The following is a 25,613-nucleotide window of genomic DNA, read 5'->3' on the forward strand; positions in this document are numbered from 1 at the left end:
GTTTTCCCAGCTATTTTCATGTCAGGTCATGTGCTCAATGATATATAAAAAAAATCCGTTCAGAATTTTTTCTCTTCCCCTTATAGTAGTATTTGGGTTGGCTTTAACCATTTCTCCCGAGAACTGGGATTTGGCTTTTTGGGCTTTGCTTTCCTTGGTTGTGGCATTGTTACCCCTTTCTCGTTTTCTCACCACCCGGCAGATGAGCCACCTCTGTCTCTTTATTCCTACTATCATGACCTGGCTCTATTTTCTCGGACCGTATCTTTATGAAAATCTGCCGACGCACAGCTATAGGGTGATCCCCTATGATCATCTCCCCGATATGGCCATGTACTCAGCACTGAGTATCTGTGCTTTGGTTCTGGGATTTTATTCTATTTTTCGTCGCTCAACGGGTAGACCTATTTCATCTCTCAATTTTCAGCTCTCTCGTCCTGCACTAGGCCGCGTAGCTCTGATTATGATCGCGTTTGGTGTCCTGTCTCGTGGGATCGATTATTATCTGTCTTGGGTGCTGGGGCCCTTTGGGCAACTTTTTCAAATTATTGATTTTGCACCTGTTTTAGCAATTTGTGCCGGTCTTCTTTATTACCTGCGAGGAGGGCGTGAGCTTGTCATTTTGGTGCCGGTATCGACCTATTTTTTTTTGGAAATTCTCCTGCGTGTTTCAGAGACTCTTTTCAGCAAAATTATTTACATCATCGCGGGAATGATTATCATTTACATCCTTGAGCGGAAGAAAATCCCTTGGATGGTAATCGCATTAACTTTTGTTTTAGTCTTTCCAGTTTTTAATTCTCGAATGCTGTTTCGAATGGAAGCTCATAACCGTTGGTACGGCCTTGCCGGCGCCGAAAAGTTGGGGATTACCGAGTTGATTGGAAAAGGTGGCGGGTACCTGATGCAATCCTACAGCTTCTCGGATTGGGATAATTTGGGTGCTTCGGTTGAAACACAGGCCTCCAGTCGTTTTGAAAACATCAGCTATCTGGGGCAATGTGTATATCTTGTGAAAGATCAGGCTAAACCGTTAAAATACGGGGAGACTTTTTGGTGGTTGCCGCTGACTCCCGTTCCCCGTGCGATTTTCCCTTGGAAACCTCCGAACTATCATGCGACTCTTTTGGCGGAAGAATATGGTTGCAAAGGACTTTTTTCCAAGGCTGCCATGAACTTTCCAATGCTGGTGGAGATGTTTATCAACTTCGGCTTCGTCGGCATGGTCGCTCTGAGTTTTTTTCAAGGAGGGCTGTATCGTTGGTGTCTGGGTAAAGTCGCTTACGGCGTTGGAGATCTGAATGCTTTGGCCTTTATCAACATCCTCTGGCATTTGGAAAAGGTGGAGTCGAACATCACCATGATCTTTGGCGGAATTTTTCAGGCATTGATAACTTGGTGGCTGCTCGCTCGGTTTCTCAAGGTAAGGAGGGAAGAACCTGATGAGACTGTTACCATTGGAAGAGATGAGATAAGAGTGGTAGGGAAATGAAGATACTATTTGTCACGCCGGGTTGTTTTGACAAGGGAGGCATCAGCCGTTATTCCCGTTATCAAATCAGTGCATTGAGAGATTTGTGGGGAGAGGGAGCGGTACGAGTCTTTTCTCTTCTTGGCCAAAACTGCGATTCTTTTGAAGAAGATTTTAAGGTCCATTGGTCTGCTGGGGGTATTGGAATGGCCGCAAAAGTGCGATTTGCACTGCGACTTGCCAAGGAGATCTTGTTGTGGCGGCCGGATGTGGTGCATGTGGCTCATGTGAACCTGAGCGGTCTTGCTTGGGGCCTAGCGCATCTTTCCAATGCTAAGACACTATTGAATACCTATGGACTGGAAGTCTGGAGCGGTCTCAGTCCCGATGCGGCATTAGGATTGCGAAAAATGCAACATGTGCTTTCAGACTGTTATTATACAGCCTGTTATCTAGAAAATGAGGGGCTTCGTCCGGCAAAGAGCACCTCCGTGATTTGGGATTGTGTTGACTTGGATCAGTTCTCTCCAGGGGGTCCATCCCCTGTGGTGCTAGCTCGTTATGGCATCCCCGATCCTGAGCTACATTTCAATCTGATGACTCTGGGCCGACTGAGTTTTTCCGCCGCGCACAAGGGATATGAACGCCTTCTCAAGGCATTCGCGATTGTGGCACCACTATACCCCCAATGCCGCCTCATTATTGCGGGGAAGGGGGACATGTGCGAAGAGTTGCGCAGGCAGGCGGCGAGCTTGGGGGTGAACGATCGTGTAATCTTTACAGGGATGGTGCATGATGGAGATTTGGCCGACGTCTACCGGGCGGCACATCTCTTCTCTCTGGTAAGCGATCGAGGGCTGCAGCGTGGCGAGGGAATCCCATTGACCCCCCTTGAGGCGATGGCTTGTGGGGTGCCGATTCTGGTCGGAAATCATGATGGGTCTCAGGAAGCGGTTGCCACGGGTGAGAATGGTTTTGTTCTTGACCCCTTCGATCTGGATGCCCATGCTGGCATTATTGGTCGATTGGTTGCAGACAGAGAACTCCTGCATAAACTAGGAGTGGGGGCAACGAAGAGAGCCCGGCAGTTTTTTTCTTATGAGGATTTTCGCGAAAAAAATTGTGAACTATATACAGAAATTTTTAAGAAAGAGGATTGCGTATGAAGAGTAGCTTTCTGCCAATTGCTGAACCTGATTTGAGTCAAATAGAAGAAGAGATGATTTTGCAGGCAGTGCGGTCGGGGTGGGTCAGTTCTCTGGGGGAATTTATCGGACGATTTGAAAAAAATTTTGCCAATTTCTGTCAAATGCCCTTTGCTTCAACGGTGTGCAATGGGACGGCTGCACTCCATCTAGCTTTGGTTGCCAGAGGAGTCGGTCCGGGTGATGAAGTCATTATCCCCTCCCTTACTTTTGTTGCTACGGCTGCTGCGGTGATGCATGCAGGTGCTACTCCAGTCTTTGTTGATTGCATTGCTGATGTCGGCGTTATAGATCCCAAGGCGGTGGAGGCGGCTCTTACTAACCGGACAAAGGCGATTATTGCCGTGCACCTTTATGGCCATCCTGCCGACATGGATCCTTTGCTCGAGATAGCTGAAGCACATAACCTTTTGCTATTGGAAGACGCTGCGGAAGCTCATGGAGCTAGCTACAAGGGGCGGAGAGTCGGCAGCCTAGGGCACATGGCGACCTTTTCTTTTTATGGTAACAAGATAATGACCACCGGAGAAGGAGGGATGATTCTTTCCTCTGCAGAGGAAGACGATGCGCGAGTGCGTTTTCTGCGCGATCATGCCATGGATCCAAAGAAGAGATACTGGCACCCGGAAGTCGGTTTCAATTATCGGATGACCAACATTCAGGCCGCCCTTGGGGTCGCCCAGCTAAGCCGATTTGCGGAAGTTAGTCGAAAACGGGCTGATATTCTCCTTGCATACCGGCAACTGGGTTTAAATGAGACCTTTGGTTTGGCAATCAATCCTAAGCTGAGTTGGGCTGAGCCGGCCCCATGGTTAGTCTGCGCTCTCTTGCCTAATGCTCTTCCCCTCGGAACGCGCGACCAGATATGCAGTTCGCTGCGCACCCATGATATTGATACCCGTCCCTATTTTTATCCGATTCATCTAATGCCTCCTTACCAGGGGTGCCGGTGTGTGGGGGCTGATGGTACTAGCGAGTTAGTTAATACCCTGTCATTGTCGGCGCGGGGGTTTAATCTTCCTAGTTCGCCACATATGACCCTACAGGACATCTTCCGGGTGGGAGAGGCATTGAAAATAGAGCTAGCCAAGGTGATTTCTTAACTGTGGGTGTGCAGGAGTTTTAAAGTGAAAATCCTTCAGGTCATTCCTTGCTACCTCCCCGCCCATCGCTATGGCGGGCCGGTAAAATCGGTTCATGAGCTCAGCCGAAAGTTGGTTGAGCTCGGAGCGGAAGTGACGGTTTTTACCACAAATGCAGATGGGCCGGATGATCTCGATGTCCCGATTGGTAGCGTAGTCCTTTTGGACGGGGTGAAGGTCCACTATTTCTCCGTTGAAAAACCACGCTCCTATTTCCGCTCGCCAGGCTTGAATCGCGCGTTGGCCGAACAGATCCACCAGTTCGATTTGGTGCATATCAACTGGCTTTACGTCTACCCGACCCTGACCGCTGCCCGGCAGTGCTTGCGGCAAAACGTTCCCTATATCCTCTCTTCGAGGGGGATGCTGGACAGTAATGCTGTGGCCATGAAGGGGGAGTTGAAGAAAAAACTTTATTTATCGCTCATTGAGAAAAAACATCTCGCAGGGGCAGCAGCATTACACTTCACGTCTTACGGGGAAGAGGCGAATTCGTGGCAATCTGGTTGGAACAAACGCCATGTCGTGGTTTATAACGGCATCAACTTGAGCGAATACGCTGATCTGCCGGATATTGCGGAATTTGATCAGCAATTCCCAGAACTTTACGGTAAAAAGATTGTTCTGTTTCTCGGGCGGCTCAACTATATCAAGGGACTAGATCTGTTGACGCAGGCTTGGCCTATGGTGGTGCGAGATCTTCCCGATGCGCACCTCGTCATAGCCGGTCCGGATGATGACGGCTATGGAGTCAAGGTTAGGCAATGGATTAGGGACGGCGGCTGCGAACAAAACGTGACTTTTACCGGCATGTTGTTGGGGAGGGAAAAGCTGGCTGCTCTTTCGCGGGCCGACATGTTCGTGGCTTCATCCTATTTGGAGAGCTTCGGCATGGCGATTGTTGAAGCCATGGCATGCGGCAAACCGGTGGTTATTACTGATAGAGTCAATATTTGCCGGGAAGTGGAACAGGCAGGTGCGGGAATTGTAACCCCGTGTGATCCGCCTCGCATTGCAGATGCGCTGATTATGTTATTAAAAAACCCGAAAGTGGGCAGGGAAATGGGAACGAAGGGGCTAAAATTTGTCGCGAATAATTTCACATGGGATAAGGCGGCACGGGAAATGACAGATGTTTACGAGGATGTCCTATTAAAAAGAAAGAGGTAGGGGGATGAGTGTTGACCTTTCCAGATTCAATAACTCTTGGTACAATCCTGGCTGTGGATTTTTTGTTCGCACACTCTGGCATTATGTCAATGCAGTCTTCCTGCAATCCCCTCTCAACCCGTCATCAAAACTGAAGATAATAATCCTCCGCATGTTCGGTGCAAAAATAGGGCAGGGGGTTGTGCTTAAACCGAGCATTAACGTCAAATATCCCTGGAAGCTGGAGATCGGCGACTATTCCTGGATAGGTGAGAATGTCTGGCTCGACTCTCTTGCCCCTATCACCATCGGCAGTAACGTTTGTATCTCCCAAGGTGTCTACTTCTGCACCGGCAACCACGATTGGACTGACCCCGCCTTCGGCCTGATCGTCAAACCGATAGTAATTGAAGACGGTGCTTGGGTCGGGGCGCGAGCAACAGTCCTTCCGGGAGTAACAATCAAGAGTCATTCCATCGTCGCGGCCGGTTCGGTCATCGCCAAGGATACGGACGCATATGGTATTTATGTCGGCAACCCTGCGATGAAAGTCAAAGAACGGAAGATAAGGTCTTAGTTGTGCAGATTTCCATCATCACCGCCAGCTACAATGCTGGTGCCACCATCACCGACTGCCTCAAAAGCATCAACTTTCAGACCACGCCGGTCGAGCATCTCATCATCGACGGCGCTTCCACCGATAACACCCTTGAACTCGTCCGGCAAATCAGTCCGCACGCCCGTATCCTCTCCGAACCTGACCGCGGTATTTACGACGCCATGAACAAGGGAATCCGTCTGGCCAGCGGCGACATTATCGGCATCCTCAATGCCGATGATTTTTATGCCTCCCCCGATGTTCTCGCCCAAGTGGCAGCGGTCTTTGCAGACCCGACCGTTGCCGCCTGTTACGGCGATCTGCAATATGTTCAGGGGGGTGTGGGAGAAAAACCAACGGAATGCTTTAAAGTTGTCCGGCACTGGCAGTCCGATCCCTTTTGCAGGTCAAGGTTTCTGTGGGGCTGGATGCCGCCGCACCCGACTTTCTTTGTGCGGAAAGAGATCTATGAACAGTACGGTACTTTCCGCCTCGACCTCGGTTCTGCGGCTGATTATGAGCTGATGCTCCGTCTTCTTTTCAAGCACCAGATCAAGGCGGTCTATATCACGCAAGTTCTGGTCAAGATGAGGGTAGGGGGGGTTAGCAATGCGAGTCTGAAAAACCGGATCACGGCGAACCTGATGGATCGCCGTGCCTGGGAGGTGAATGGGCTGAAGCCTTACCCGTGGACGCTGCTGATGAAACCGCTACGCAAGTTGCGGCAGTTTTTGCAGCGATGAATCGGAGGTCAAAATCAATTTGCCGCGGTGAAAATCTGTAAAAATCTGTTAGGACGGAAGCCATAGCTTTTTTGGTTAAACCAACAGACCTTGACAGATTTTCACCGCGGCTCATCGGCCTGAGAAGATATTATCAGAAGTCGATCTCGCCAGAAGTAGGCGCCCCGAGGCGAGTGAGCCAAGCGAACGTGCGAGACAAAGCTTTTCGTGCGGTGTTTAAAAGCGAATGGTCCCATTTTCCCAGGAGAAGTTGTCATGCCTGAAATATGTCGCTTTCTTGGTATTGTTATCAGTATGTATTTTGATGAACACAACCCGCCACTCTTTCACGTCAAGTATAATGAACATAAAGCAGTCGTAGCGATATAAACCCTCAACATTCTGGACGGTCATCTCCCTGCCCGTGTCCGCGGGCTTATTGAAGAATGGGCAGAGTTACATCAGGATGAATTGCTGAGCATGTGGGAATCACAAGAATTTCATAAAATTAAACCACTTGTCTAGGAGGCCTGCCATGATCGAGGTACTTGAGGCGGCATATCAGGAAGAATACAAAGTTTGGTTAAGATTCAACACCGGCGAAAGCGGCGTTGCTGATCTTAAGGATTTATTGCTCAAGTATAAAGTGGCCGCACCGCTCATTGATCAAAATGAATTCAAAAAGTTTTACCTGGATGAATGGCCGACGCTGGCGTGGCCATGCGGTTTTGATGTTGCCCCGGAAACTCTGTATGAACGGGTCACCGGCAAACGGCCAGATTGGCAGCAGTCAGCAATGGTCCATGAGGCACGAGAAGATTACAAGTAGAGGCTCGTTCTCAAGATTCTCTCCGAGTCCTCTGTCCCTGGCATACGGTGGTCAGCCTCGAAGCCGGCTCGGTCTTTTACGAAGCCAAACCTGGTCCCTTTGATCCCAGCCACAAAAGTGACATGGCGAGCTGGGCTCCGGAAGAAGGGAGCCCGGAACCGGCGTTCTTCTTCAAAGCGCTAAAGGGAACAAGCACCTTTTAATAAAGCCAAAAGGAGCCAGCCGGCAGTCGCCGCATAGATTGTTTGGGAGACACGTTTTTTATTTTATTTCCGGTCTGATACGAAGGGGAGCAGTTGGCGAAGGGCTGCTATTATTTTATCCTGATCCGGGCTGGCGAGTTTTCCAGCTTTTCTGATAATCAACTTTTCGTCCAAGGTAAAGAGTTTCATCCGTATCACGGAAGGGGAGGGCAGGCCGGCAGAATCAAGATTTTGGATTTCAATATCCAGGGGCCAACCTGAATTTTTGGCACTGGTAATCATCGCCATGACGGCCTGGCCAACTTGGCAATTAAAGACCTGAGCATCGGAGAGAATCAATGCCGGTCGGCGCTTGGTTGTGTTTTTGTCCGTAAAGGGGAAGGGGACAACAACCACATCGAAGGCATCAAAGTTCACGGTAGGCCTCTTCATCGGCAGCTGATTCCCATTCGTTCAACGTCCCTTTCAGTGCCTCGGCAAAGACCAGATCCACAGGTCTTGCTTTTCTGAGGAGTATCTGATGACCCTCAATCTCAAAGGCAATGGCATCACCGGCTTTCAGGTGCAGTACTTTGCGGACCGGTTCCGGAATGGTTGCTTGATATTTTGATGTGATTTTGCTTGTCGCCGTTGCCATGGTTATGACCTCCTTTTTGGTAATACTAGCATTACCTGGTGCGTGTCGCAAGGTTGAGGGGGAGGAAGGTCAAAGGGGACAGGCACCCTTTAATGAGTCCACAAGAAGACAGTCCCTGTTCTCTGGCGGCTACTGATCTTGGAACTGACTGAATGGAAGATCGATTGACCTGATAAGATGTACGTGATACGTTGTACATCACGTTTACTGGAGGTCAATATGAGATCTTTATCCGTATCATCAGCGCGTAGCCAACTGCCGTCCCTTCTTGATGATGTTTTTACCAAGCACGAAACCATCATTATCAGTCGTAAAGGAAAGCCTGTTGCCCAACTGACGCCAATCCCGTCCGATGCCTCTCTGGATGAAAGCAAACGCTTTCCCCTGCGGAGTATTGCCATTTCCATTGCTGACGATTTTGATGAACCGGCTCCGGAATTGTGGGAGGCGTTAGAGTCATGATTGTGCTTGATACGCATGTCTGGCTCTGGTGGTTGCATGATCCTGCCAAATTATCACCGACTGCTGTTAAGTTAATTGAGCAAGAGCAAGAATTAGGAGCGCTTATCCTCTCTTCTATCTCTATCTGGGAGGTGGCAGTCAAGGTCCAATCGGGCAGACTAGCTATTCCCATGGAGATATTGCAGTGGTATGAGTTGGCAAGAAGTTATCCAGCAACAGTGATTGAGCCACTTTCGCCCGTCGATGCTATTGCCAGCACTCAACTTCCCGGTGATTTTCATAAAGACCCAGCGGATCGAATGATTATCTCTCTCGCCCGGCGGTTGGCCATACCGCTTATTACCTGCGATCGAAAAATCCTTGAGTACAAACATGTCCTGACTGCTTGGTGAATTTGGCAAGCGCTCTATCACTGCTGATACCGCCTTGCGGCTGGGGCTTTATTTTGGGGTGTCTCCGGAACATTGGCTGAATCTGCAAACGGATTATGATTTGCGGGTTGCCCGGCGGCCGGCCGGAACCGGCGACCTTGATGGAAAGTGAACAAGGCGTGATCTAACTGCGGGATTTGATGCGGTTGGGATTTTGTTTCCCATGGAGACAGGCAATGATGACGATGTTCTCGTTGGTGATGATATAAAAAATCCCGTATGGGAACCTGCGCAGTAATGCCCTTTTTACAGTGCGATAAACAGTGGCATACATGGCGGGATTGCGGGCAATAGAGGCAATACAAACGTCAACGGCCCGAAGATACTCCGTTCCTAGTCCAGGATTTTGCTGGTCATACCAGATAGCCGCTGCCGCTATATCCGCTTCAGCTTGCTTCCGGACAACAATTTTGAGGTTCATACCCTACGCCATAAACGGGAGCGGACTTCATCCCAGGATGATTGTTCCTGGGGTTGTTGTGCGTACTCTTCAAGACGTTGATCTAATTCGTATTTTATGTCCGATGTTAGTTCAACCTTCTCTGGTTGGATGGCGATACTATCCCAAATATCTTCTACCAATTGAATCCGCTCCGGGATACTTAAGGAAAACAAGTCTTCAGCGGTTATTTGCGGCATCGTGGTTATCTCCTTCGAAGTCATGCGTAACGCTTTGGATGAATATATATCATGACATCCGGAAAAATCTTAAGTTGAAAATTTGTTTCTCGGTTCGTTTGGCGGAAGCGAAGTGATCAGATTTTGATCCGCGTGCGATGATTGTTGTTACTGCTAAGGTCAGAACTATTTTGCCGCGGTGAGAATCTATGAAAATCTGTCAGGGCGAAAGCTAAAAGCTTGTTTTTGGTTAAACCAACAGACCTTGACAGATTTTCACCGCGGCTAATTTGTTTGTGAAGTAATATTATCAGAACTTATCAGATTTGATCCGCGTGCGGCGATGGGTGATTTTGAGTTTTGCGTTGACATACCGCACTGCCAATCGTACTATTCATGGTGTTGTTAAGCGCTTTATGGGAGGTGAGGTATGAATACGATTTCAGCCAACGAATTGAAGACCAAGGGTGTTGCTTCGATTGAGTCGGCTTTAGCGAAGGGTGCGGAGGCGATTATTTCGGTGCGTGGCCAAGAGCGTTATGTGGTCATGAATCTGGACGAGTATAACCGGTTGAGGGTCTGCGAACTTGAATCAGCCCTCTACGAAACGCGGCAGGAGTTTGCAGCCGGCGCGTTTGTCGAGGAGAGCGTGGATGAGCATATCGCGCGGATCCGGACGGCGGCGAGATGAGCTTTCGGATCATCTATACCGATGCTTATCTGAAGCGCGCTACAAAGTTTATCAAGCGACATCCCGAAATTCTCCCTCAGTATGAAAAAACCCTGAAACTGCTGGAACTCAACCCGTCACACCCGTCTCTTCGCTTGCATCGTCTTGGTGGGGCTTTGCGGGATCTGCATTCAGTATCGATCAACATCAGCTATCGAATGACCCTGGAGTTTTTTCTCGATGACGAGATGATCGTTTTGGTGAACGTCGGCAGTCATGATGACGTTTATTGATGTTGGAATCGGATAACATCCCAAGGCCATAACCCTTCGCCGCGGCGAGAATCTATGAAAATCTGTCTCGCTTGCAGTTACCAATATCTTAAAGACTTATTGGACGCAGTTAAAATCTGAAAAGGCATGATTTTAAACACAAAGCTAATTGATTGGTTCAATCAGAAGTGATCAGATTTGATCCGCGTGCGATGAATGAGGGCTTTGTTGCCCTCCTGTTGCGATCCCCTCGCAAAATACTTTGCGGCGTTCTCTTCCTGTGCTATTAATCCTTCGTACCGCTCTTATCTGAACACGTTGACAGCGCCCGCTTCAGTCGGGCCGCGCTGCGGCGCTTTAATTATACCTGGATGGGGTTCCTGAATGCCTTCAATCACCCTCTTTTATATCCTGCTGACCGCTCTCTTCGTTGTCCTGATCCTGATCCCGCCCATCACCCGTTTGGCGATCACTCTCGATAAAGTCGATATCCCGGACGCGCGCAAGATCCATAGCGGTAAAATTCCCCGTCTTGCCGGTATCGCCATCTTCCTTGCGGTGTTGTTCTCGATTCTCCTTTTCTGCGACATTACCCGTCCGGTTCGGGGCTTTCTCGCCGGCGGGGTCATTATCTTTGCCACCGGGCTTTATGACGATCTCATCGGTCTGCGGCCGCGCTGGAAATTGCTCGGGGAGATCCTGGCCGCGCTGACCGCCGTGCTCATCGGTGATGTCGCTCTTAACAACCTCGGAAATCTGGTCGGCACCGGCGATCTTCATCTCGGCTGGCTGGCCATTCCCTTTACGGTGCTGGGGATTGTCGGGGTCACCAATGCCATCAATCTGCTCGATGGTCTTGATGGCCTCGCCGGCGGTATTTCCACCATTGCCGCTGTTGCCCTGGCCCTTCTGGCTTATATGGCCGGTCACCAGCAACTCCTTTATTTGCTTGTCGCCCTCCTCGGCGCCCTCCTCGGCTTCCTCAAATTCAACACTTATCCGGCCCGCATCTTTATGGGCGACAGCGGCAGCCTCTTTATCGGCTACAGCCTTGCGCTCTTTGCCGTCATCCTGTGCGGCGGCGCTGAAAGCCATATTTCCGCAATCACTCCGCTGCTGCTGCTGGTGGTGCCGATCGTCGATACCTTTATTGTCATGGTCAGCCGCTGGCGCCGTGGTCTGGCCCTCTCTTCCCCGGATAATACCCATATCCATCATCGTCTGCTCGGGGTCGGTTTCGGCCACAAAGCGACGGTGATCATTCTCTATTCCCTCAGTTATTGCATGGCGATTGTCGCTATCGGGCTCAGTCGCTTGCCGGATTATCAGCAGCTGGGGTTCCTTGTGCCGATTATCCTCGTTTTGGCGTTTCTGCATCACTACATCAACCCGCAGCTACTCGATAATCTTCCGCTGCTGCGCAGCGATGAGTCGTTGCGGCAGAGTCCCGCCTACCGGCTCCTGCTCCTTTATTCCGGAAATATCCTGTCGATGGTGAAATATCTGGTACTGATCGCGGTCGCCCTGGCGGTCTTTCTCCCGGCCGACCTTTCGATCAATGCCCCGATCGTTGCACTGCTGCTGCTGCTGTTGTCCCTCACCGTTCTGGCGATGACGCGCGACTGGGGCAACCCTTTCCTCCATTTCCTTCTTTATGTCGACGGTGCTTATCTCCTCTTTCTGCTCGAGAACTACGGCAAGGCTGCGCACTTCGCCGGACTCCCGCTTTTGGCTCTTTCCCACGTCCTCTTTTTGCTGCTGCTGCTGTGTTGTGCTCTCCGACTTTATATCGATCGCCGCTCGCGCCATCTGATGCAATCGCCGCTGGAGTATCTCCTTTTTTTCCTCGTGGTCTCGGTGCCGCTCCTCCCTCAGGATTTCTTGCAACGCTATGATCTTTTGATGGTGATGGCGAAGACGGTGATCCTCTTTGCTGCCTATCGCATGGTGCAGTTGCGCAAGGGGCAGCGGCACCGGCGGATCGTGTTGGTCACGCTGCTGACCTTGCTGGTGGTGGCGGTGAAGGGTTTTCTCTAAAGCTGAAGGGGTGCCTTCCCTGGCCGGATGGCTTTTCTTCCGGATCAGGCTGTGCTACTATCCGCCGCCAATTCACTCGAAACGGCAGTCTTCATGACCAAGACCTTTACAGCGCTCCTTCCGCACATTCTCCCCTGGCTCGTCGATGAAACGGGTCTGCGTCCGCAACAGCTGCAACAGACCGCCCGGCTCTTTGATGAAGGCGGCACCGTCCCCTTTATTGCCCGCTACCGCAAGGAACAGACCGGTGAGCTCGATGAGGTGCAGATCCGCAGCATCGAGGAGCGCCTTTGCTATTACAGCGAACTCCTCGACCGCAAGGCAACGATCCTTGCGTCGATCCGCGAGCAGGGGAAGCTCAGTGATGAACTGGCGGACCGCATCGCCCTTACCCGGCAAAAGACCGAACTCGAAGACCTTTACCTCCCTTACAAGCCGAAGCGCCGCACCAAGGCGATCATTGCCCGCGAACGCGGCCTTGAGCCCTTGGCCGACCTTCTTGCGGCGCAGGAAGCGACGACCCTGACTCTGGCTGAGCTTGCCGCCCCCTTTGTCGATGCGGACAAGGAGGTGCCCGATGCGGCCACTGCCCTGGCCGGTGCCGGTCATATTCTCGCCGAGCGCCTGGCCGAAGATGCCGACGTCCGGGCCCGGGTGCGGCAGCTGACCTGGGACGCCGGGATCATCACCAGCCGGGTGGCAACCGAGAAGCTCGGTACGGTCAGCAAGTTCGAGATGTACTACGATTACCGCGAGGCGCTGAAGAGTATCCCTTCGCACCGCATGCTCGCCATGCGCCGCGGCGAGGTCGAGGAAGTGCTGCGTCTGGCTCTGGAAGCGCCGGAGGCAGAGATACTCCTTTATCTGCAGGGGCGCCTGCTCAAGGGGGCAAGTGTCTTTGCGCCCTTTCTTTGCGCCGTGGCGGGCGATGCCTACAAGCGTCTGATCTCGGCTTCGATCGAGGTTGAGCTGCGCCTGGAAGCGAAAAAACGTGCTGACGAAGGTGCGATTGCGATCTTTGCCGGCAATCTGCGCAACCTCCTGCTGGCGCCGCCGGTGGGGAATCTGCGCGTTCTCGGTGTCGATCCCGGTCTGCGTACCGGTTCGAAGCTGGCAGTCATCGATGCCACCGGTAAATTCTGCGAACATGTCACTATCTACCCCCACACCGGCGAAGCACGGGTGGCGGCGGCAAAGAAAGAGCTGCTGCGTCTGATTGCCGCGCATCAGGTGGAGATGGTCGCCATCGGCAACGGCACCGCCGGCCGCGAGATGGAAGAGTTCGTCAAGGTGACCTGCGTTGAGGCGGGGCTGCGCCTGCCGGTTGTCGCGGTCAGTGAGTCCGGGGCGAGTATCTATTCGGCTTCGGATATTGCCCGTGAAGAGTTCCCCGAGCTCGATCTCACCGTGCGCGGCGCTATCTCCATTGCCCGCCGCCTGCAGGATCCGTTGGCGGAGCTGGTCAAGCTCGATGCCAAGAGCATCGGTGTCGGCCAGTATCAGCATGATGTCAATCAAGTTGCCCTGAAGAAGGCCCTCGACGCCGTGGTCGAAAGCTGCGTCAACTGGGTCGGCGTAGATCTCAATACCGCCAGCTGGGCGCTCCTGGCTTACGTTGCCGGCATCGGTGATTCCCTCGCCCAGGCGATTGTCCGTTATCGCGATGAGCACGGCCCCTTTGCCACCCGCAAGGCGCTGCTCAAGGTCCCCCGCTTCGGCGCCAAGGCCTTTGAACAGGCCGCCGGCTTTCTCCGTATTCGCGGCGGCAGTGATCCCCTGGATAATACTGCGGTCCATCCCGAACGGTATCCTCTGGTTAAGGTCATGGCCGCTGATCTCGGCAGCAGTGTCGCCCTGCTGGCCAGGGAACCGGCGCTGGCGGGGCAGATCGATCTGCTGCGCTATGTCACCGCCGAAGTCGGCCTGCCGACCTTGCGCGACATTGTTGCCGAGCTCAAAAAGCCGGGCCGCGATCCGCGCGCCAGCTTCCAGATGGCGAGTTTTCGCGACGACGTCAAGGAGCTCAGTGATTTGCGCGCAGGGATGATCCTGGAAGGGGTGGTCACCAACGTCACCGCCTTTGGCGCGTTTGTCGACGTCGGTGTACATCAGGACGGATTGGTGCATGTCAGTCACCTCGGGCACCGCTTTATCCGTGATCCGAACGAGGCGGTGAAGGTCGGGCAGATCGTCAAGGTCAAGGTTCTCAGCGTCGATACGCCGCGCAAGCGTATCGGTCTGTCGATCAAGGAGGCGTCTCCGGCGCCGGCAAGGTAGCGAAGTCTCTAAAATTAAAGGAGTAGAGGTATGGAAGTGTTGGACTGGAACGGCATGATCAAATCAGCCTGGAGCATCTGTCTGGTGCTGGCGGTTGCCTGGGTCGGTTTTTTCCTTCTCGACAAAATCATTCTCAGGGCCAAGGATACGATGCTCAAAAAGAGCGAACAGGAAGGGGAGCCGCTGAGCGAGGCCGGCAAGCGCATCGACACTTTAATGCGTCTGGTGCGGCAAGGGGCGAGATTGGCGTTGCTCGCCGTGGTGCTGTTGATGGTGTTGGGCGAACTCGGGGTACAGATCGCCCCGATTCTGGCCGGCGCCGGAGTGCTCGGCCTGGCCGTCGGTTTCGGAGCCCAGGCCCTGGTCCGCGACATCATTTCCGGCTTCTTTTTCATCATGGAGAATCAGGTACGGGTCGGCGACGTTGCGGTGGTGAACGGCACCGGTGGTTTGGTGCAGGAGATGAATTTCCGCACCCTGGTGCTGCGGGATCTATCCGGTACGGTCCATATCTTTCCCAACGGCACCATCAATACCTTGAGCAACATGACCAATGAATGGTCGGCCTACGTCTTCGAAATCGGCGTCGCTTACAAGGAAAATACCGATCGCGTCATCGAAGTGATCCGCGAGGTGGGCGCTGACCTGCAACAGGACCCTGCTTTCGATGCTTTTATTCTCGAACCGGTGGAGATCTTCGGTGTCGACAGCTTTGGCGATTCGGCGGTAGTGATCAAGGGACGGATCAAGACCAGGCCGATGCAGAAATGGGTCACGGGCCGCGAATTCCTGCGCCGTCTCAAGATGGCGTTCGACGCGCAGGGGATCGAAATACCCTTTCCGCACCGCACCCTTTACTTCGGCGAAACGAGTCTGCCCGGAGATCTGCGTTTGCTGGCGAAGGGGCCGGAGCCCGGCGACGGAGTTGCCAAAAGTGCATAAACAGGGTAATGTAGCCGCTGGTTACGGCGTCAATTTTTCAAACTTTGCCAAGGAGTCAACAAAATGGTCCGTCAAATAGTGATTCTGTGCATGGCCTTTTCCTTGCTGACTGTTCCGGTCTTTGCCTTTTCGCAAGAAGGGGGGATGGGCTGTGGCGCCGGCAAATGCAGCGATTGCCACAGTCTTTCACTGAAAGAAGCCACCACCCTGCTCAAGGGGATTGACAAGGTCCTGGCGGTCGAATTCTCGGAGCTTCCCGGTTTCTGGACCGTCGATGCCGAAAAGGCCGGGCAGAAGTTCCCCATCTTTGTCGATTTTTCGAAAAAATATGTCCTGGCCGGCAGCATCATCAAGATTGCCACCGGCGAAGACCTGACCCAGCAACGCATGGCTCAGCTGAACAAGGGGAATCCTGCTGCCGCTCCGTCCAGTGCTGTTGCCAAAAAAGTCGACATCAAGTCGATTCCTGTCGATGATGCCATTCTCCTCGGCAGAGCCGATGCCAAATCCAAGGTGATCGTCTTTACCGATCCCGAATGTCCCTACTGTAAAAAAGTGCACAGCGAGATGCAGGAAGTCGTCAAGGCCGATCCGAATATCGCGTTCCTGATTAAGCTGATGCCCTTGAAGATGCACCCGAATGCTTACGGTCTCTCCAAGACCATCCTTTGTTCGACCAATCCCCTTTCCGTCCTGGAAGCGGTCTTTCACGGGGCGCCGGTCGCTCCTTCTGCCTGTCCGACCACCAAGGTCGATGAAACCCTGGCATCGGCCCAGCAATTGGGGATTACCTCGACCCCGACGCTGATCCTGCCGGACGGTACGATTCTGCCCGGCTATAAAAAAGCCCCTGATCTTCTCAAGATTCTCGGGTCGAACGTGACTCTCCCCGCGGCGGGGAAGTAAGTGCCGGTTGATTTTTTCGCAGTCTTCTGTTAAAAGTGACCACCGATTTTAGTGTAGAAGGAGAGTATTAGATGGGTTTGATGAGCGGGAAACGCGGCGTGGTCTTTGGTGTTGCCAACGATATGAGTATTGCCTGGGGAATTGCGCAGCAATTGCGGGCGCATGGGGCTGAAATTGCATTTACCTACCTCAATGAAGCCCTGGAAAAGCGGGTGCGTCCCCTGGCCGAGAGTCTCGGCTCGGAGCTGATCCTCCCTTGCGATGTCGCCAAAGATGAAGATATTGAAGCAGTCTTCACCGAGATCGGCAAGCGCTGGGGGAAGATCGATTTCGTCGTGCATGCTGTGGCTTATGCCAATCGCGAAGACCTGAAACAGCCTTTTTCGCAGACGAGTCGCGAAGGCTTCCTCCTTGCCCTTGATATCAGCGCTTATTCGCTGGTCGCCGTGACCCGTTATGCCATCCCGGTGATGAACGAAGGCGGCAGCATCCTCACCATGAGTTATCTTGGAGCGGTCCGCTATGTCCCCAATTACAACGTCATGGGTGTGGCAAAAGCCGCGCTGGAATCTTCGGTCCTTTATCTGGCCGCGGAACTCGGCGAGAAGGGGATCCGCGTCAACGCCATCTCCGCCGGCCCGATCAAGACTCTGGCCGCCTCGGGAATTGCCAACTTCAAGGCGAAAATCAAGTTGATGGACGATTACGCGCCGCTGCGCCGGACCGTGACCCAGGATGAAGTCGGCAAATCTTCTTTGTACCTCCTTTCCGATCTGTCGAGCGGCGTCACCGGTGAAGTCCATTATGTCGACGCCGGCTTCAACTTTGTCGTCGTTTCCGGATGATCAGTTTTTCCCACTGTTGTTCTGTTTCACAAAAAGGGCCCCTCCGGGCTCTTTTTGCGTCTGGGGGAGGGCGCTAGATGGTTGTGCATGGCAACCTGGCCGGTCTGCGGGCCGCGCAGATTCTCAATCTCGAACGTCTTTACCAGCGGCGTCTGCCGGCCAGTCAACTCCTCACCCCGGAGTTGGCCCGCGAGCTTGCCGAGCGTTCTTTTGAGCTGAAACGCCAGATCGGTCTGATTATCGATCGTTTCGGAGCGATCCGCCACGTGATTGTCGGTGACGACCGGCAGATCGTCATCCCCGACCTCTCGGCGTTAAGTCTCGGCCGCAGTCGTTTGCGCGGGGTGCGCTGTCTCCATACCCATCTGCATGATGAACCCCTCAGCCGCGATGACCTCGCCGACCTCTCGCTGTTGCGTCTTGATATGATGCTGGCGCTGCAGGTGACAGCCGCCGGTCTGCCTGGCCGCATCGATTATGCCTTTCTCCTCCCGACGCAGGGGGAGAAGGAGAAGACTGAAGTCGCCTCCGCCCCGTCGATCTATGAGCTGGCGATCGATCCGCAGGAGTTCATCCGCGCCCTCGAAGGGGAGATGGAGAAGCGTCTTGCCGAGACTGTCGATCTCGGCGACCCCCGTGAGCGCGCCATCCTCATTTCCGTCAGTAACGAGGCGCGCGAGGAAGCGGAGGATTCTCTCGATGAACTCGCCGAGCTGGCGCGTACTGCCGATCTGGTGATTCTCGATCGGGTTCTGCAGCGCACTCGCCAGATCAATCCGAGATATCTTTTGGGGGAAGGGAAGCTGCGGGAAGTAGTGATCAGTGCCCTGGAGCAGGGAGCGACCCTCCTGGTCTTTGATCAGGATCTCTCCCCGTCGCAGGTGCGCTCGATCTCGGAGGTCACCGAACTCAAGGTTATTGACCGCACCCAGCTGATTCTCGATATCTTTGCCAGGCGTGCCCATACCCGCGACGGCAAGGTGCAGGTGGAGCTGGCGCAGCTCAAGTACATCCTGCCCCGCCTCAGCGGCAAGGGGATCGCTTTGTCGCGGCTGATGGGGGGGATTGGGGGCCGCGGCCCCGGGGAGACCAAGCTTGAGGTCGATCGCCGCCGGATCCGCGACCGTATCAGTCGTCTTGAAAAGCAGCTGGAGGAGCTCTCCAAGGGGCGTTTTCAACGCCGGCAAAAACGCATTCGCGCTGGTGTGCCGATCATCTCCATCGTCGGCTACACCAATGCCGGCAAGTCGACCCTGCTCAATGCCCTGACCCAGAGTGAGATCTTTACCGAAGATCTCCTCTTTGCCACTCTTGATACCTCGAGCCGGCGGTTGCGCTTCCCCCTGGAGCGGGAGGTGATTATTACCGACACGGTCGGCTTTATCCGCCGGCTGCCGAAGAGTCTGGTCGGGGCCTTCAAGTCGACCCTGGAAGAGTTGGAGGATGCCGACCTCCTCCTCCAGGTGGTCGATCTTTCTCATCCCCGTTTTGCCGATCATATTGCCGCTGTCGAGGCAATTCTTGACGAGTTGGATCTCGGCAAGATCCCCCGGCTCCTCGTCTTTAACAAGATTGATCGTGTCCCCCCCGGGGAAATCGAGCCGCTTTGCCGGCGTTATGCCGCGCTGCCGGTTGCGGCCCGTGATCGTAAGAGCTTCGGACCGTTGCTGGCGGAGTTGGAGCGGCGCTGCTGGCCGGATCCGCAAGCAGGGCTGACAACCCTGGAGACTTGACCCGAAGAGCGACTTTCTTTACTCTGTTTTCAATCAATTTGCCTGGAGATTTTACATGCAGTTGAACCGTTGTCTTCCCTTCCTGGTCCTGTTCGTCCTGTCACTCTGGGGCGGGGATCTGCTGGCTGTCCCTTCCTCTGCTCCGGAAAGTTGGGGAGAGCGGACTGTCAGCCCCTCGTTGCAGCTGCCGCAATCAATTCGTCAACAGAATGAAGCTGCTGTTCCGGCTTTGGAGACGGTGCCGGGCAGGTTGCAACCCGCAGACGTTTCTTCCCTTTTGTCCGCTGATGATGTTGCAGCGGGAGAGGGGGCTGACGACGCTGAAGAGAATGAGGATCTACTGACTTTGGTCGATCCGGAAGCGATTGAGGAAGCCCTGATTCTCACCGAGGACGAAACAAGTCCGCCGGAGGACGAAGGGGCAACCATCGCCGTGACCGAGCTACAATTCGATTTCCCGGTTGTTGAAAACCAGAAGGTTCAGTACTACATCGATTACTTCACCGGTCCCGGCCGCAACGTCTTTAGTCGCTGGCTGGAGCGTTCACCCCGCTATCTCCCTTATATGCAGGAGGTCTTTGCCGCGGAAGGACTGCCGCGTGACCTGGTCTATCTCTCGATTGTCGAGTCCGGGCTTAACCCCAAGGCGTACAGTTGGGCACATGCTTCCGGCCCCTGGCAGTTTATCCCGAGCACCGGCAAAATTTTCGGTCTGGAAGCGGATTACTGGTGGGATGAACGGCGGGATTTTGAAAAATCGACTTATGCGGCTGCCCGTTTTCTCAAAGAGTTGTACGGAGTCTTTAACGGCAACTGGTATCTGGCAGTAGCCGCCTATAATGCCGGTCCCGGTGCGGTAGCACGGGCGATTGAGCGCAGCGGCAGTAGCGATTTCTGGATGATTTCCCATAACCTGCACCTTCCGCTTGAGACCAGGAATTACGTCCCTAAGCTTTTGGCGGTACTCCTGATCGCCAAGCAGCCGGGAAAATACGGTTTTACCGATACGCAGTTTCTTGAGCCGATCGCCTGCGACACGGTCACGGTTGAAGGTCCGGTTGATCTTGCCGTGGTCGCCCGTCTTGCCGACAGCAGCTACGGTGAGATCAAGGCCCTGAATCCTGAGTTGAAGCGCTGGTGTACCCCCCCCAAGCAGCAAAACTATCAAATCAATCTGCCCCTCGGGACGAAAGATGATTTTCTGGCAGCGTATGCGGAACTCCCGGCGACACAGCGCCGCGACTATAAAGTTCATAAACTCGCCAAAGGCGAGACCTTGAAAGGTTTGGCCAAGCAGTACCGCTTGAGCGTGAATGACATCTTGCGGGCCAATTCATTATCCACGGCCAAAGCCGTCAAGGTCGGTCGCAATCTCGCCATTCCGTTGCGGGCGGGGGTGGAAGTGATTCCGCGGGAAGACCTGCTCGACGATCCGGTGGTGAGCAAGATTGCCAAGTCCCGGAGCTACAAGGTGAAGAAGGGGGATACCTTAAGTAAAATCGCCCGGAACAGCGGTGCGACCCTGGCGCAGTTGAAGAGCTGGAACCGCCTGACCGACCGAAGTCGTCTGCAGATCGGGCAGGTCCTGCGGGTCGGACCGGGCAAGAAAGCGGCTCAATCATCAACGGCCAAGGCGAAAACTACGACAAAAAAGGCTGGTTCGCAAATCGCAAAAAAGCCGGCATCGTCCGCGGGCAAGAAGATCGTGCATAAGGTGAAGAAGGGGGATACTGTTTACGGGATTGCCCGGCAATACGCGGTCAACCCGGCGCAGGTTCTGTCCTGGAACAATCTCGGCAGCGAACATATTCTGCAGCCTGGGCAAAATTTGACCGTACGCGTTCAGAACCGCAAAGGCGGTTAAAAGATCAAGTCGTGATGTGACGCAGGTGCAGGGCTCATTGCTGCAAAGGAGAGTAAGGTTATGCGCAATGTCATCGTGATTGCTGGTATCTGTATGCTGTTGTCCGGTTGTGCGGCCACGGCCGGGGATCTCTCGCCAGCGCCCCCCTCGACCGCTGCGAGCCGCTGGGTTGTCAGTGCCGGCACCACCTTGAAGTCTGACGCGGTGGCAACGTCTGCCGATATTGCTCCCCTCGCGGTCGGAGCTCAGGTGCTGGTGCTGGAGAATGCCGGTCGCTGGTTAAAGGTGCAGACGGCGGCGCAAAAAACCGGTTGGGTCTTTGCCGGCCGGCTGGCTTTGACCCCGCCGGTCGCTGAGGTTGCAATCAGCGATGATCTCCTTTCCGCTTCAGCCCGGCAGAGCCAGATTGAAGTTGCGCAGGCGGACAGTGCCCGCAGCATTCGCGGTTTGTCGGCGGAGACGGAAAACTACGCCCGGGAGCGGGGGACTCCGCAGGAGTATCGTCAGGCTCTTGACCGGATTCTGGCGCGTCAGGTGAGTCAGGATGAAGTCACCGCTTTTATGCGCGCCGGCAAACTTGGCGAGTATGCGCAGTGAGGAGAGGATGATGAAGATGAAAAGATATTTTCTGCTACTCTGTTGTCTGGGGATCGCTGTCACCGCCAACGCCGCCTGGATGGACCAGTTGCAGAAGCTCGCTGACCCTGAGTCCAAAGAACGCCAGATCCTTTCCGGTACCACACAAGTGCTTAGCAGTAGTAAAGAGATCGACTACGCAACGGAACGAACGATCGGTGAAGCCCTGGCCCTGGAGAGTATGCAGCGTTTCGGGCGCCCGGTCGACAATGAGAGTTTGCAGCGCTATGTCAATCTTGTCGGTGCGGTCGTGGCGCAAAGCAGTTTACGTTCGACCATCCCTTATCGCTTTACCGTTCTGGACAGCCCTGTCCAGAATGCCTTTGCGGCACCGGGCGGGGTGATCTTTATCAGTAAAGCGCTCCTCGGGACATTGGCCGACGAGGCGGAACTCGCCGCGGTTCTAGCCCATGAAATCGGCCATGTTGCTGGCAAACACGCACTGAAAAGTACCCGGCGTGCGCAATTTTTCCAAGGGGTCGGGACGATTGCCGCGGCGACCAGTGGCGGCAAGGGGATGGAATATCAGGCGTTGATCGGCGATTTGCAGGGTGCGCTCTTTGATCAGGGGCTTGATAAGAGTATGGAGTTTGAGGCTGACCTGGCGGCGATGGAGACCAGCTATCGCGCCGGCTATAATCCTATAGCGATGATTCGGGTTCTCGAACGTTTGCAGAAGATTGAAGCGACCAGTGTCAAAAAGGGGTCGTGGTTCTCAACCCATCCACCGCTGCAGGAGCGGATCACCCGACTTAAAAAGGAGGGACACCGTTATCCTGACGCGGTCAGCCTTGCGGAACTGCCGGCGCGTTTTCAGGGAAAAATGAAGTGAAATTTAGTCGTTACCGATAAATCCCGGGATCAGGCTGAGGGTTGATCGAACCGACAGGGTAATGATTAATAGATGTGTAAAAATCTGTTATTTATACAGTTTTGTTCATTTCTATTAACTGCTTGCAAATTGTTTTGGAATAGGCTAAAGAATGTCCTCGTTTTTTTGGCTCTTTGCTTCGAGTCCCCTTTTCCCTTGACACCGGGCGTCCTCTGCATATACTAGGCGCCTTTGGCAGGATCGATCCAGGATGATCATTCAGCTCGATCAAATTAAAGATCAGGGCCTATCCCGTCAGTATCAGCTTGCTCCCCACGATTTCCCGGATGCCTCAGCCTGGGAGGAATCAGGGGATTTTAAATTGCATGAACCGATCAAGATTGACCTCACGCTCAACCGTATCGGCGGGTTGATTGAGGTCAGAGGGCAGATCGCGACCAGAATCGCATCGTCCTGCGGTCGCTGCCTGAAGTCTTTTTACTTTGATCTTGATGAAACTTTTGTTCTGACCTTTACCAACGAACCCCTGACAGTTCATGAGGACGGGGTCGATGATGAAGAGGGGATAGAGTTAAGTGCAGAAGAACTCGGTCTGATCCCTTTTATCGGTGACTCTATCGATTTAACTGAAACCATTGCAGAACAGTTCTTTTTGGCTCTACCGGTTCGTCCGCTTTGCTCGGAGGAGTGTCAGGGACTTTGTCCTTACTGCGGCATTGATTTAAATGACAGGAAGTGCAATTGTGCTCCTCCTGATTTTGCAAACAAATTTTCCGCGCTCAAGAATGTGAAAATTAATTAACGGTAATCACGATGACCTGATCCTTGCTTTCCGGGTCAGGACAAAAATAAAGACCGGGAGTGCAAATTTATGACTCCCCATGAACAGGAGATGAACCCATGGCAGTTCCTAAGAAGAAGACTTCCAAATCAAAACGCGACATGCGCCGTGCCCATGACGCTTTGACCCCCCCGGGACTTTCCCTTTGCCCGGAATGTAAAGAGCCGAAGCAGTCGCATCGTGTTTGTCCGAGTTGCGGCGTTTATAAGGGTAAAAAAGAGATCAAAGCAGCGGCTGAATAGGTCGCTTGACATGTCTCGTTTTGTTGTTGCCGTGGACGTCATGGGGGGGGATAATGCTCCGGCCATTGAGGTCGAAGGTGCGGTAGCGGCGGCGCGTCGCTGGAATATCCCCCTGATACTGGTTGGAGATGCCGACCGGGTTAAGGCGGAGCTTGCCAAACACAACAGCAAGGGACTCGATATCACCATCCATCATGCCAGTGAAGTTGTCGGGATGATGGATTCTGCTTCCGATGCTATTCGTAAAAAGCGGGATTCTTCCATTCGCGTTGCGTTTGAGCTCGTCAAGAGCGGAGCAGCGCACGCGGTTGTCAGTGCCGGGAATTCAGGCGCGACCATGGCGGCGGGGATGTTTGTGCTCAAGCGGGTTCCCGGGATCGATCGTCCGGCGATCGCGACGATCTTTCCGAACCTCAACGATCAGACTCTCTTTCTTGATGCCGGTGGCAATGTCGATTGCAAGGCGCAGCATCTGGTTCAGTTTGCGATGATGGGCGAGGTCTACGCGCGCAATGTCCTCCATAAGGAGCGTCCGCGGGTTGGACTGTTGTCCAACGGTGAAGAAGAGTGCAAGGGGAATGAGCTGACCCGCGAAACCCATGCGCTATTGAAAGATGCGCCCTATAACTATATCGGCTATGTTGAAGGACGGGATATCTTCAGGGGCCAGGTCGACGTTGTCGTCTGTGACGGTTTTGTCGGTAATATTGTGCTCAAAGCAGCTGAAGGTCTGGCTGATACCTTGATGACCATTTTGCGACGGGAATTTGCCGCTCACCCCCTGGCCAAGTTAGGTTATTTACTGGCCCGACCCGCTTTTGCTGCTTTTAAAAAGCGGGTCGATTACGCTGAATACGGCGGTGCCCCCCTGCTTGGCATCGATGGCACCGGCATGATCTGTCACGGCGGCTCCAGTGCCAAGGCGGTGATGAATGCGGTCCGCATGGCGCACGAGTCAGCGCAACTCAAAGTCAATGACAAGCTTGTCGCCCAGTTGAATGGGTGAGTCAGAAGTTATCAGGCGGGAGTTTGCCGCGCAGGACGGAGTCTGAAGATGAAGAGAGTGCGGATTATCGGTACCGGCTCGTACGCACCGGAAAAGATCCTGACCAATTTTGATCTGGAAAAGTTTGTAGACACCACCGATGAATGGATTTCCACCCGTACCGGCATTCGTGAACGTCATGTTGCTGCCGAGGGTGAATATACTTCCGATCTTGCTGTTAAAGCTGCCGAACGGGCGCTGGAGATGGCCGGCCTGACCGCTGACCAGATCGATCTGATTATCGTTGCGACGATTACCGGCGATTATCCCTGGCCGGCGACCGCTTGTGTTGTCCAGGAAAAACTCAAAGCAACCAATGCCTTTGCCTTTGATCTTTCCGCAGCCTGCAGCGGTTTTGTGTACGCTCTTGCCAACGCCAGCGCCTTTATCACCGCCGGGACAGTGAAGCGGGCTCTGGTCATCGGTGCCGAAGTCTTTACCCGCGCTGTCGACTGGAATGATCGCAACACCTGTGTCCTCTTCGGCGACGGGGCCGGTGCGGTTGTTATTGAAGCGCAAGAAGGGGAGCAGGGGATCCTTTCCTCGCATCTGCACTCGGATGGCTCCTACGCCGAGCTTCTGTATCAGCCGGGATTCGGATCCGTCCATCCGGCATCAGAACAGGGACTGAAAGAAGGTCTCCCTTTTTTGAAGATGCAGGGGACGGAAGTCTTCAAAGTGGCAGTGCGTTCTCTTTCCGATGTGGCTCTTGAGGCGATCGCTGCCAATCAACTCACAGTCGCGGATATCAATCTCTTTATCCCCCACCAGGCGAATCAGCGGATTCTCGATGCCACTGCCAAGCGGGTCGGCTTTCATGCCGATCAGGTCTTCTGTAACGTCGAGCGTTACGGCAATACCTCGAGCGCATCGATCCCTCTGGCTCTGGATGAAGCGAATCGCGGTGGGAGAATCAAGGAAGGCGATTACGTCCTGCTTGATGCTTTTGGCGGTGGATTTACCTGGGGCGCCATTCTGTTGCGCTGGTAGTTTCTGCCTTTTCA

General features: G+C 53.7%; 29 protein-coding genes and 2 pseudogenes. 26 read left to right on the forward strand and 5 right to left on the reverse strand.

Annotated elements, in window-relative coordinates:
• Positions 1 to 21 precede the first annotated feature (21 nt).
• Entirely contained in the window at positions 22 to 237 is a 216-nt protein-coding gene (locus tag CVU69_02360) for a hypothetical protein (protein ID PKN13536.1), read from the reverse strand.
• On the opposite strand from CVU69_02360, the gene CVU69_02365 reads away from it, so the two are divergent.
• From CVU69_02365 to CVU69_02400, 8 genes and pseudogenes are all read left to right on the forward strand, one after another.
• Complete coding sequence (locus tag CVU69_02365; GenBank protein PKN13537.1) at positions 236 to 1,492, forward strand: hypothetical protein; 1,257 nt, start codon at positions 236 to 238, stop codon at positions 1,490 to 1,492. The two genes, CVU69_02360 and CVU69_02365, sit on opposite strands and share 2 nt — an antisense overlap.
• Positions 1,489 to 2,637, forward strand: a complete 1,149-nt coding sequence (locus CVU69_02370; protein ID PKN13538.1) for a hypothetical protein — start codon at positions 1,489 to 1,491, stop codon at positions 2,635 to 2,637. The genes CVU69_02365 and CVU69_02370 overlap by 4 nt, the downstream gene beginning before the upstream one ends.
• Complete coding sequence (locus CVU69_02375) at positions 2,634 to 3,779, forward strand: aminotransferase DegT (protein ID PKN13539.1); 1,146 nt, start codon at positions 2,634 to 2,636, stop codon at positions 3,777 to 3,779. Before CVU69_02370 ends, CVU69_02375 begins: the two co-directional genes overlap by 4 nt.
• 6 nt (positions 3,780 to 3,785) lie before the next feature.
• Positions 3,786 to 4,988 (forward strand): hypothetical protein, encoded by a 1,203-nt coding sequence (locus tag CVU69_02380; GenBank protein ID PKN13540.1) that lies wholly within the window; start codon positions 3,786 to 3,788, stop codon positions 4,986 to 4,988.
• A gap of 4 nt (positions 4,989 to 4,992) precedes the next feature.
• Positions 4,993 to 5,544: a colanic acid biosynthesis acetyltransferase WcaF gene (locus tag CVU69_02385; GenBank protein PKN13541.1), complete on the forward strand. Its 552-nt coding sequence runs from the start codon at positions 4,993 to 4,995 to the stop codon at positions 5,542 to 5,544.
• A 2-nt stretch (positions 5,545 to 5,546) separates the two neighbouring features.
• Positions 5,547 to 6,308, forward strand: coding sequence for a glycosyl transferase (locus CVU69_02390; protein PKN13542.1), 762 nt, complete (start codon positions 5,547 to 5,549; stop codon positions 6,306 to 6,308).
• Between the two features lie 255 nt (positions 6,309 to 6,563).
• Positions 6,564 to 6,812 (forward strand): annotated as a pseudogene (locus CVU69_02395) (hypothetical protein).
• 10 nt (positions 6,813 to 6,822) lie between these two features.
• Entirely contained in the window at positions 6,823 to 7,116 is a 294-nt protein-coding gene (locus tag CVU69_02400) for a DUF2442 domain-containing protein (GenBank protein PKN13543.1), read from the forward strand.
• Positions 7,117 to 7,382: 266 nt separating this feature from the next.
• Here the strand turns inward: CVU69_02400 and CVU69_02405 are convergent, their stop codons facing one another.
• A complete protein-coding gene (locus tag CVU69_02405; GenBank protein PKN13544.1) occupies positions 7,383 to 7,736 on the reverse strand; it encodes a transcriptional regulator in 354 nt (117 codons plus the stop codon).
• On the reverse strand, positions 7,726 to 7,956 hold the full coding sequence (locus CVU69_02410; GenBank protein PKN13545.1) for an AbrB family transcriptional regulator: 231 nt from the start codon (positions 7,954 to 7,956) through the stop codon (positions 7,726 to 7,728). The genes CVU69_02405 and CVU69_02410 overlap by 11 nt, the downstream gene beginning before the upstream one ends.
• A gap of 177 nt (positions 7,957 to 8,133) precedes the next feature.
• On the opposite strand from CVU69_02410, the gene CVU69_02415 reads away from it, so the two are divergent.
• The 3 genes and pseudogenes from CVU69_02415 (at position 8,134) to higA (ending at position 8,961) form a co-directional block, all read left to right on the forward strand.
• Positions 8,134 to 8,418 carry a prevent-host-death family protein gene (locus tag CVU69_02415; protein ID PKN13546.1) on the forward strand — a complete coding sequence of 95 codons (285 nt, stop codon included), beginning with the start codon at positions 8,134 to 8,136 and terminating at the stop codon, positions 8,416 to 8,418.
• A complete protein-coding gene (locus CVU69_02420) occupies positions 8,415 to 8,810 on the forward strand; it encodes a PIN domain nuclease (GenBank protein PKN13547.1) in 396 nt (131 codons plus the stop codon). The genes CVU69_02415 and CVU69_02420 overlap by 4 nt, the downstream gene beginning before the upstream one ends.
• A 4-nt stretch (positions 8,811 to 8,814) precedes the next feature.
• Positions 8,815 to 8,961, forward strand: a pseudogene (gene higA, locus CVU69_02425) (addiction module antidote protein, HigA family).
• A gap of 12 nt (positions 8,962 to 8,973) precedes the next feature.
• Here higA and CVU69_02430 read toward each other — a convergent pair.
• Both CVU69_02430 and CVU69_02435 read right to left on the reverse strand, forming a co-directional pair.
• On the reverse strand, positions 8,974 to 9,270 hold the full coding sequence (locus CVU69_02430; GenBank protein PKN13548.1) for an addiction module toxin RelE: 297 nt from the start codon (positions 9,268 to 9,270) through the stop codon (positions 8,974 to 8,976).
• On the reverse strand, positions 9,267 to 9,488 hold the full coding sequence (locus tag CVU69_02435) for an addiction module protein (protein PKN13549.1): 222 nt from the start codon (positions 9,486 to 9,488) through the stop codon (positions 9,267 to 9,269). The genes CVU69_02430 and CVU69_02435 overlap by 4 nt, the downstream gene beginning before the upstream one ends.
• Positions 9,489 to 9,897: 409 nt before the next feature.
• Here CVU69_02435 and CVU69_02440 point away from each other — a divergent pair, with 409 nt between their 5' ends.
• The 15 genes from CVU69_02440 to CVU69_02510 all read left to right on the forward strand — a co-directional run bounded on the left by CVU69_02440 (position 9,898) and on the right by CVU69_02510 (position 25,599).
• Entirely contained in the window at positions 9,898 to 10,158 is a 261-nt protein-coding gene (locus CVU69_02440) for a prevent-host-death protein (GenBank protein ID PKN13550.1), read from the forward strand.
• Positions 10,155 to 10,430, forward strand: coding sequence for a plasmid stabilization protein (locus CVU69_02445; protein PKN13551.1), 276 nt, complete (start codon positions 10,155 to 10,157; stop codon positions 10,428 to 10,430). Before CVU69_02440 ends, CVU69_02445 begins: the two co-directional genes overlap by 4 nt.
• 363 nt (positions 10,431 to 10,793) lie before the next feature.
• Positions 10,794 to 12,446 (forward strand): hypothetical protein, encoded by a 1,653-nt coding sequence (locus CVU69_02450; protein PKN13552.1) that lies wholly within the window; start codon positions 10,794 to 10,796, stop codon positions 12,444 to 12,446.
• Positions 12,447 to 12,539: 93 nt separating this feature from the next.
• Positions 12,540 to 14,723 carry an RNA-binding transcriptional accessory protein gene (locus CVU69_02455; protein ID PKN13594.1) on the forward strand — a complete coding sequence of 728 codons (2,184 nt, stop codon included), beginning with the start codon at positions 12,540 to 12,542 and terminating at the stop codon, positions 14,721 to 14,723.
• 30 nt (positions 14,724 to 14,753) lie between these two features.
• The gene (locus tag CVU69_02460) at positions 14,754 to 15,665 is read left to right on the forward strand and encodes a mechanosensitive ion channel family protein (protein PKN13553.1); all 912 of its coding nucleotides are present in this window, start codon (positions 14,754 to 14,756) and stop codon (positions 15,663 to 15,665) included.
• Positions 15,666 to 15,728: 63 nt separating this feature from the next.
• Positions 15,729 to 16,571: a protein-disulfide isomerase gene (locus CVU69_02465; protein ID PKN13554.1), complete on the forward strand. Its 843-nt coding sequence runs from the start codon at positions 15,729 to 15,731 to the stop codon at positions 16,569 to 16,571.
• Positions 16,572 to 16,642: 71 nt separating this feature from the next.
• Positions 16,643 to 17,416, forward strand: coding sequence for an enoyl-[acyl-carrier-protein] reductase FabI (locus CVU69_02470; protein ID PKN13555.1), 774 nt, complete (start codon positions 16,643 to 16,645; stop codon positions 17,414 to 17,416).
• A 77-nt stretch (positions 17,417 to 17,493) separates the two neighbouring features.
• Positions 17,494 to 19,149 carry a GTPase HflX gene (gene hflX, locus CVU69_02475; GenBank protein PKN13556.1) on the forward strand — a complete coding sequence of 552 codons (1,656 nt, stop codon included), beginning with the start codon at positions 17,494 to 17,496 and terminating at the stop codon, positions 19,147 to 19,149.
• 55 nt (positions 19,150 to 19,204) lie between these two features.
• Entirely contained in the window at positions 19,205 to 21,013 is a 1,809-nt protein-coding gene (locus tag CVU69_02480) for a lytic transglycosylase (GenBank protein ID PKN13557.1), read from the forward strand.
• Between the two features lie 60 nt (positions 21,014 to 21,073).
• A complete protein-coding gene (locus CVU69_02485; GenBank protein ID PKN13558.1) occupies positions 21,074 to 21,610 on the forward strand; it encodes an SH3 domain-containing protein in 537 nt (178 codons plus the stop codon).
• Between the two features lie 16 nt (positions 21,611 to 21,626).
• On the forward strand, positions 21,627 to 22,481 hold the full coding sequence (locus CVU69_02490; GenBank protein ID PKN13595.1) for a peptidase M48: 855 nt from the start codon (positions 21,627 to 21,629) through the stop codon (positions 22,479 to 22,481).
• A gap of 250 nt (positions 22,482 to 22,731) precedes the next feature.
• On the forward strand, positions 22,732 to 23,283 hold the full coding sequence (locus tag CVU69_02495; GenBank protein ID PKN13559.1) for a hypothetical protein: 552 nt from the start codon (positions 22,732 to 22,734) through the stop codon (positions 23,281 to 23,283).
• Positions 23,284 to 23,381: 98 nt separating this feature from the next.
• Entirely contained in the window at positions 23,382 to 23,564 is a 183-nt protein-coding gene (locus CVU69_02500) for a 50S ribosomal protein L32 (protein PKN13560.1), read from the forward strand.
• A 10-nt stretch (positions 23,565 to 23,574) separates the two neighbouring features.
• Positions 23,575 to 24,570: a phosphate--acyl-ACP acyltransferase gene (locus CVU69_02505; GenBank protein PKN13561.1), complete on the forward strand. Its 996-nt coding sequence runs from the start codon at positions 23,575 to 23,577 to the stop codon at positions 24,568 to 24,570.
• A 48-nt stretch (positions 24,571 to 24,618) separates the two neighbouring features.
• Positions 24,619 to 25,599, forward strand: coding sequence for a 3-oxoacyl-ACP synthase (locus CVU69_02510; protein PKN13562.1), 981 nt, complete (start codon positions 24,619 to 24,621; stop codon positions 25,597 to 25,599).
• Positions 25,600 to 25,613 lie beyond the last annotated feature (14 nt).

Source organism: Deltaproteobacteria bacterium HGW-Deltaproteobacteria-4 (genome assembly GCA_002841765.1).
Lineage (GTDB): Bacteria > Desulfobacterota > Desulfuromonadia > Desulfuromonadales > UBA2197 > UBA2197.